Annotated in this window: 7 protein-coding genes; 1 reads left to right on the top strand and 6 read right to left on the bottom strand. The window is 70.3% G+C overall.

Annotation, left to right across the window (positions count from 1 at the left end; all coding sequences use genetic code 11):
* The first annotated feature begins 249 nt into the window (after positions 1 to 249).
* The gene (locus AC08OP_RS17950) at positions 250 to 2,913 is read left to right on the top strand and encodes a SulP family inorganic anion transporter (protein ID WP_476615250.1); all 2,664 of its coding nucleotides are present in this window, start codon (positions 250 to 252) and stop codon (positions 2,911 to 2,913) included.
* Between the two features lie 230 nt (positions 2,914 to 3,143).
* Here AC08OP_RS17950 and AC08OP_RS17945 read toward each other — a convergent pair whose 3' ends face one another.
* The 6 genes from AC08OP_RS17945 to AC08OP_RS17920 all read right to left on the bottom strand — a co-directional run.
* The gene (locus tag AC08OP_RS17945; protein WP_476615249.1) at positions 3,144 to 4,211 is read right to left on the bottom strand and encodes a methyltransferase domain-containing protein; all 1,068 of its coding nucleotides are present in this window, start codon (positions 4,209 to 4,211) and stop codon (positions 3,144 to 3,146) included.
* Positions 4,208 to 4,333, bottom strand: a complete 126-nt coding sequence (locus AC08OP_RS17940) for a hypothetical protein (protein ID WP_023842045.1) — start codon at positions 4,331 to 4,333, stop codon at positions 4,208 to 4,210. Before AC08OP_RS17940 ends, AC08OP_RS17945 begins: the two co-directional genes overlap by 4 nt.
* Before the next feature lie 222 nt (positions 4,334 to 4,555).
* Positions 4,556 to 5,269: a histidine phosphatase family protein gene (locus AC08OP_RS17935; RefSeq protein WP_476615248.1), complete on the bottom strand. Its 714-nt coding sequence runs from the start codon at positions 5,267 to 5,269 to the stop codon at positions 4,556 to 4,558.
* Positions 5,241 to 6,044: a CbtA family protein gene (locus AC08OP_RS17930; RefSeq protein ID WP_476615247.1), complete on the bottom strand. Its 804-nt coding sequence runs from the start codon at positions 6,042 to 6,044 to the stop codon at positions 5,241 to 5,243. Before AC08OP_RS17930 ends, AC08OP_RS17935 begins: the two co-directional genes overlap by 29 nt.
* Before the next feature lie 44 nt (positions 6,045 to 6,088).
* Positions 6,089 to 6,319 (bottom strand): CbtB domain-containing protein, encoded by a 231-nt coding sequence (locus AC08OP_RS17925; protein WP_462188974.1) that lies wholly within the window; start codon positions 6,317 to 6,319, stop codon positions 6,089 to 6,091.
* A 295-nt stretch (positions 6,320 to 6,614) separates the two neighbouring features.
* Positions 6,615 to 6,820, bottom strand: a 206-nt coding sequence (locus AC08OP_RS17920) for a hypothetical protein (RefSeq protein WP_476615246.1), incomplete at its 5' end; no start/stop codon positions are given.

Below are 6,820 nucleotides of genomic sequence, written 5' to 3'. Positions count from 1 at the left end.
GCCACAGAAGGTGTCCAGTGTCACTCATAAATGGGGCGTCTGTCACAGAGGGAAACTCAGCTGTGGACTCGTGCGTTGAGATCTGTGCATCATCAGTCACTTTCTGTTTCCGCGGGTCCAGGATGGACGTCGGATGTGGTCGGACCGCGGTGTCCGACGGGCGCCGGCAAACCGTCCCCAACGGTGATACCTCGGGGTCGATCTCCGACGAGACACCCGTCCTGCCGCATCGAACTCAAGGAGGATGCCATGACCGCTTCGGTTTCCCCGCCGTCACCGTCCCGGCACAGCCATTCGCCGCCCATGCCCGGGTCCACCGCCAAGCACGTGCGCCGGGCCCAGGGTGACCACAGCCCCCTGCGCCCCGATCTCCAGGCCTCCCTGGTCGTGTTCGTCGTGGCGTTGCCCCTGTCGTTGGGCATCGCCGTCGCCTCGGGGGCGCCGGTCGCCGCGGGTCTCCTCGCCGCGGTGATCGGTGGCGTCGTCGCCGGCGCCCTCGGCGGTGCGCCGTTGCAGGTGAGCGGGCCGGCCGCCGGGCTGACCGTCATCGTCGCCGACCTCGTCCACACCTACGGGTGGCGCGTCACCTGCCTGATCACCGTGGGGGCCGGGATCCTGCAGATCCTGTTCGGGCTCTGCCGGGTCGCCCGCGCCTCTCTGGCCGTCTCGCCGGCCATCGTCCACGGGATGCTCGGCGGCATCGGGCTGACGATCGTCCTCGGCCAGTTCCACGTGGTGCTGGGCGGACAGGCCGAGAGCCACGCCTGGGACAACGTCGCGGCAGTGCCCGAGGCGATCGTCGATCCGCACGTTTCCGCGACCCTCGTCGGCTTCGTCACCATCGCCACGATCCTGCTCTGGCCCCGCTTGCCGAAGAGGCTGCCGAACGCCATCCGAGCCATCCCCGCCTATCTCGCGGCGGTCGTGACGGGCACCCTGCTCGCCGCCGTCGCGGGCTTCGACCTGCCCAGGGTCAACCTGCCCTCGTCCCTGTTCGACGCGGTCGCCCTGCCGGGCCTCCCGCGCGGAGACTGGTCCGGCATCGCGCTGGGCATCGTCACCGTGGCCATCGTCGCCAGCGTCGAGTCCCTGCTCTCGGCCGTCGCGGTGGACCAGCTTGCCACCACCCGAGGCTGGCGGGGGCCGCGCGTCGACCTCGACCGCGAGCTGCTCGGGCAGGGCTCGGCGAACCTCGTCTCGGGCCTGGTCGGCGGGCTGCCGATCACCGGGGTGATCGTGCGCAGCTCCACCAACGTCGCTTCCGGTGGGCGTACCCGGAAGTCTGCCGTCCTGCACGGCATCTGGGTGCTGCTGTTCGCCGTATTCCTGGGCCGTGCCGTGGAGTGGATCCCGCTGTCCGCCCTCGCCGGCCTGCTCGTCGTCGTCGGTGTGCGGCTGGTCAACGTCGCGCATCTGCGCCACGTCCGCCGGCACGGGGAGCTGCCCGTCTACCTGGTGACAATCGTCGGTGTCGTCGCCCTCGACCTCCTGCAGGGTGTCGCCCTGGGTCTGCTCACCGCGCTCGCCCTGGTCCTGCGCCGGGTGCTGTGGTCGAGTGTCCGGCTGGTCCGCACCGGCGAGCTCTGGCAGGTAGAAGTCGAGGGGACACTGAGCTTCCTGTCCCTGCCCCGCCTCGCGCGGATCCTGGGCCGTATCCCCGTCGGTGCCCCTGTCTCGATCGAACTCATCGTCGACTACCTTGACCACGCCGCCTATGAGCATCTGCGTGGCTGGTGTGCGAACCACGAGGCGTCCGGCGGAACGGTGAGCGTCGACGAGATCGGCCAGGTCTGGTTCCGCCGGCCGGCCGAGGTCGCGGAGCAGCGGCGCCGCACCGTCGTCCCGCACCTCCCGCGCTGGTTCGCGCCCTGGTCGCAGTGGCAGGAACTGGAACTCGCGTCGTCACCGTCGGGTTCCCATTCGTCGGGGTCGCGGTCGTCGGATTCCCCACCGTCGGATTCCCATTCATCGGGGTCGCGGTCCTCGGATTCCCAGCCCGGCGGCGTCGTTCCGCCGGCGATCCACCCGGACCCGGACCCGGACCCGGCGGCGTCGGCCCCGGCGGTGTCGGTGCCGGCACAGGCCTCCCCCGACCTGACGGTCCAGCACGTCAGCACAATGCTGCTCGGGGTGAACGAGTTCCACCGGCGGGCCGCCCCGCTCCTGCGGGGCACCTTCGACGAGCTCGCCGGGGGACAGCAGCCCGGCGCCCTGTTCCTCACCTGCGCCGACTCCCGCATTGTTCCCAACATCATCACCAGTAGCGGTCCCGGTGACCTGTTCACGATTCGTAATGTCGGGAACATCGTCCCGGTGGACGACCCCGCCGGCTCCGACCCGGACGCGCCCTTGCGACGCGGTGGCGACCTGTCGGTGACCGCCGCGCTGGACTACGCCGTCGACGTCCTGCGGGTGCCCTCGCTCGTGGTGTGCGGCCATTCCAGCTGTGGCGCCATGCAGGCGTTGCTGTCCGGCGCGCTTGACGGCGCACCCGACTCGGCCCTGGCGGGCTGGCTGTCGCACGCCGCCGCCTCGCTTGAGCGGACGCCCCCTGCCGGCACGGAGGATCTGCTCCCGGTGGAAAGGCTGGGCCGCGCCAACGTGGCGCAGCAGCTGGAGAACCTGCGCGCGCATCCGGCCGTGCGCCGTGCCCTGGCACGCGGCACGCTAGAACTCGTCGGCCTGTACTTCGACATCGCCGACGCGCGCATTTGGGTGCTTGAGGAGTCGACCGGCCGGTTCGTCGACCCGATGGACGCGTTGCCGACGGCGGTCATCGGGACCGGCCCGCGTCGCCGGTGGGACGTACCGGTGCGGGTGCCCGCACCCATGGTCGCGGTCGGCGCGGGTCCTGCCGACGAGCAACCGCCGCCCGCCGGCCGGCGGGCCCGGTGGCTCAGCCTGCCGCGGTAATGCCGCAGCGGTGAAGGGCCGCCGATCGCCCGGGGCCCGGGATCAGGGATCCGAGGTGCTGACCCCGGAGATGCACCGATGGTCGGCGACGTCGATCGTTGGATGACGTCGATCGTTGGATGACAGAGAGTTGCCGAGGGTTGGGCGCGGTCTCAAGGCCGGAGACCGTTACCAATCCTCGGTAATTCGCCGTCGCGCCGGTTCGCCGTCGCGCGGTTCGTCCGCGGGGGTCAGGAGGCCGGGATGACCCGCTCCGGGTAGTCCAGCCAGGATGTCTGACCGTCGGGGGTGACGGTGAGCCCGAAGCGGGTGCAAGACGGCCGCCCTGCGTTCACCCACCAGTCGTAGGCCATTTCGAGTTCGTCCCACAACCGTCGTGGCCCATACTGGGTGACCTCGTGCCCGTCCGACTGCCCGTCCGACCCGGCGGTCAGTGACGCCCACGACTGTGACGCCGCGTGGGACAGCAGAAGTGTTTTCGCTGGGCCGCCTTCCTCGATCTGCCCGGTGGTGCAGCCGGGCAGCCACAGGCCGACCGCGAATCCGGCCGCGGCGTCCCCGAAGGGCTCATCCAGATACCGGCAGGTTGTTCTGACATCGGCGTCGTCCTCGCCGAGCCACCAGACGGGTTTGTCGGCCCGCTGGCCGCGCAGCCGCATGAAACCCGCCTCATCATGAAAATGGCCCGAGGCGGTGCCGTCCGCAACGGTCAATGACAGCAGCGCCCCACCGAACTCGCTCGTGAACGGCAGCACGATCCGCCCGCCCGGCCGGGTCTGCATGATCCAGGGGTAGGGAACGGTAACCACCGACGCTGTGGCGATGATCCGGTCGTAGGGAGCCCGACCGGGAAACCCCGCCGCGCCGTCCCCGACGACCACCGTCACCGGACGGCCGATTCTGGCGAGGGCCGCGCGGGCATGCCCCGCGATTCCCGGATCGATCTCGATGGTGGTGATCTGGCCGGTCGGGGTCCGCTCGGCGAGCAGCGCCGCGTTATAGCCGGTCCCGGTACCGATCTCGAGGACGTTCATCCCGTCCCGCACATCGAGGAGGTCAAGCATCCGGGCCATGACCCACGGCGCGCTGCTGGAACTGGTCGGTATGACGCCCCTACCGTCGTACCTGCCCGTCCCGTCGTCGACCTGCGTCGTGATCCCGTCGTCGCCGCGGCACAGCTTCGACCACCGCTGTGGATCATCCTGGCGCCGGAGCGGGACCAAGAAGAACCCGTCCTCGTCCCGGACCCAGATTTCATCCGGGATGAAGTCCTCGCGGTTTACCCGGCGGACGCTCACGCCTTCCCTGAGCCCTTGCACACGCCGCAGGAGACGGTCTCGTTCTTGCCGTCGCTGGTCACGGTGATCTTCCCGCTGCCGTTGCAGGTCGGGCAGGCTACCGGTTTCGCGTGCTTACCCACCCGACCGCCTCTCACCTGGGGCCATCTGGGGGTTCGGGCCCACGGCCATGATTCCATCCGGACGGTGCCGCGCGTCAAGGGGCCGCGGCAGCCTCGCGGCCGGGCCGGGAAACTGATCTAACTTGACAATTCTTAATATTTAAAAAATTTGTCGGCATCCGGGCGTGCTGGCCACGACACCCTGACGCCGACGCCGGCGGACGCCGGATCTGGTGGATCTCGCTAGAGCGGGCGGCAGACGTGCGTCAAGGTCCAGTCGGTTCCGGTCCTGGTCGCGGTCCTGGTTCCGGTCGCGGCACCCTCCGTTTTCGGCTGAGTGCCGGTCGTGCCGTCATGACCGCCCGCGCCGATCCGACGGTGCAGGAGGGTCGCCGTCAACGGGGCGACGTCGATCCGCCAGAACATCTCGACCGGGCAGCGCAGGGCGGCCACGAGCACGCCCCGGATGACCGCCGGATGGGTCACCGCGATGATGTGGCCCAGTTCGGTGCTTCGCCGGGCCAGCCAGTTCTCGACGCGGCTGAGCAAGCTCAGTAGGGATTCGCCGCCCGGCGGGGCCACCGCCGGATCGCTGTGCCACCGGCGCAGTTCGTCCGGGGGAATCTCGTCCAGGCTGCGCCCCCGCCACGTCCCGACGTCCAGGTCGCGCAGGGCCGGATCCACCTCGGGGACGACGGGTGGGCCCGGGGCCCGGGGGATGGTGACATCCCCCTTGCGGGCACCGAGGCCCAGGGCGGCGGCGGTCTGACAGGCCCGCGCGGATCCATCGCAGAGCACCCGTCCCGTCGCGGGAAGCGCGCCGGCCGCGACCGCCTCGGCGGCGCCGACGGCTCGGCGCAGCCCGTCGGCGTCGAGAGGTTCGTCGACAGGGAACCGGGCGGCCCGCAGGGCCGCGGTCGGCGCGCAACTAACCAGGGCCAGCCGCACCGATCGCACCGATCGCACCGATCGCGCTGGTGGGGGCCGCGGCACGTCGGAACGCGCGTTCGGTCAACGCGCCGAACAGCAGGCCGATGGCGGCCCAGACGGTCGCCTGGATGGCGAGCGAGGCGATCCGGAACCGCCACAGCACGTCGGCGGGGAAGCCCTCCGGCGTCTCGTGCACGCGGGGCAGGACGGCGTAGACGACGCCCAGGACCACCAGCCCGCCGACGACGGCGGCGATCGTCGCGTTCCAGCCGCCGAGCCGACCGGTGAGCCGCCGCGCGGCCACACCCGTCCCGACCACGACGATCACCGAGATCAGGATCATGAGGAAGTACAGGACGGTCCGCCGGCCGATCGTGTCGGGATTGCCGATCGCGGGGGGATTCGCCGGGTACTTCAGATCGGGCAGGAGGTAGACCGCGGTGAACCCGGCGAGGGCGACCAGGGCGGCCGTCCCCCGGGGTCCGAGGGCGCCTAGGCGGCCCTGCACGCACGCATACGCCAGGGCGAACATGCCGCCGATGGCGACGGAGAAGAGCAGCAGACCGGTGAACAGACCGAGCGTCGACTGCACGGTCCGGGACACCGGCTCGGACTCCTCGTGCGCGTGCGCGTGAGCGGCGAGACCCACCGCCTCGTGCGCATGAGTGGAGCTCTCGCCCGCCGACTCGAAGGTGATCGCGTGACCGATCTGGCTCTCGCCGAGGGTTTTCGCGACGATGAAGGCGAGCACGCCGGCGACCAGACCGACGAGCATGCCACGGATCAACAGTGTTCGTGCCACAGCGTCTCCTTGCTGGAACAGAGCGGGAGGAGGCGTCAGTGGCGTCAGTGGCAGGGGAAGCCGAGCAGGTGGCGGGCGTCGTGCACGAACTCGTGGACGTAGTTCCCGCCGAAGATTGACAGCGCGCCCTGCTCGGCGCCGACGAAGTACAGCCCGAGCAGCGCCAGCAGCCCGCCGAAGAGCAGGAAGGGCACCAGCTCACGCAGCGGGATGGTCGGCAGGGTCGGCAGTGCCGGCTGGGCGAGCGGTGCGGGGGAGACGGCGGGGTGCGCCATGAGGAGAACCTCCACTGGAATCACGCGTTCCACGGGTAGGACGGGTTCGGGTAATGGGTCTGACTTCCGAGACCGTCCAGGACGGACGGGCCGGTCACAGTGGCGCGACCATGCCGGAATCACACCGGCTTCCATCACACGAATATGCAGAGATAAACAGCGCCATGTAACCCTGTCAAGTTTTATGGGCTGCCAGGATGACTGGACGGGTCCGGGTGCGGTCCCCGTGGGGCATGCTGGTGTGCTGTGCGTGCGGTCAGTGTGCCGTGTATGCGGTCAGGGGGACCAGCAGCGGTCAGGGGAGCCAGGAGACGGTGGCACAGCCGAGCTGATGCCGGATGGGGCCGTCGGGCCCGGCGTTCGTGGCGTAGGCGCACACCGTGTGCGGGACGGCGCTGGTGATGACGGTGGTCTCGAAGCCGTGGTTGGAGCCGGCGTCGGGGTAGAAGCGGGCGACGTCCGGTCGGGAGGTGTCCGCGGTGGCGGTGGCGGCGGTGGCAC

The organism is Frankia sp. CeRuru1, from assembly GCF_977966315.1.
Note: the sequence above shows the minus strand (reverse complement) of the source record. Positions and strands in the feature narration are given on the sequence as shown.

Bases quoted from the DNA above. Each gene is read 5' to 3' on its own strand.
- AC08OP_RS17950 (WP_476615250.1), top strand. From the start codon at position 250: ATGACCGCTTCGGTTTCCCCGCCGTCACCGTCCCGGCACAGCCATTCG.
- AC08OP_RS17925 (WP_462188974.1), bottom strand. From the start codon at position 6,319: ATGGCGCACCCCGCCGTCTCCCCCGCACCGCTCGCCCAGCCGGCACTG.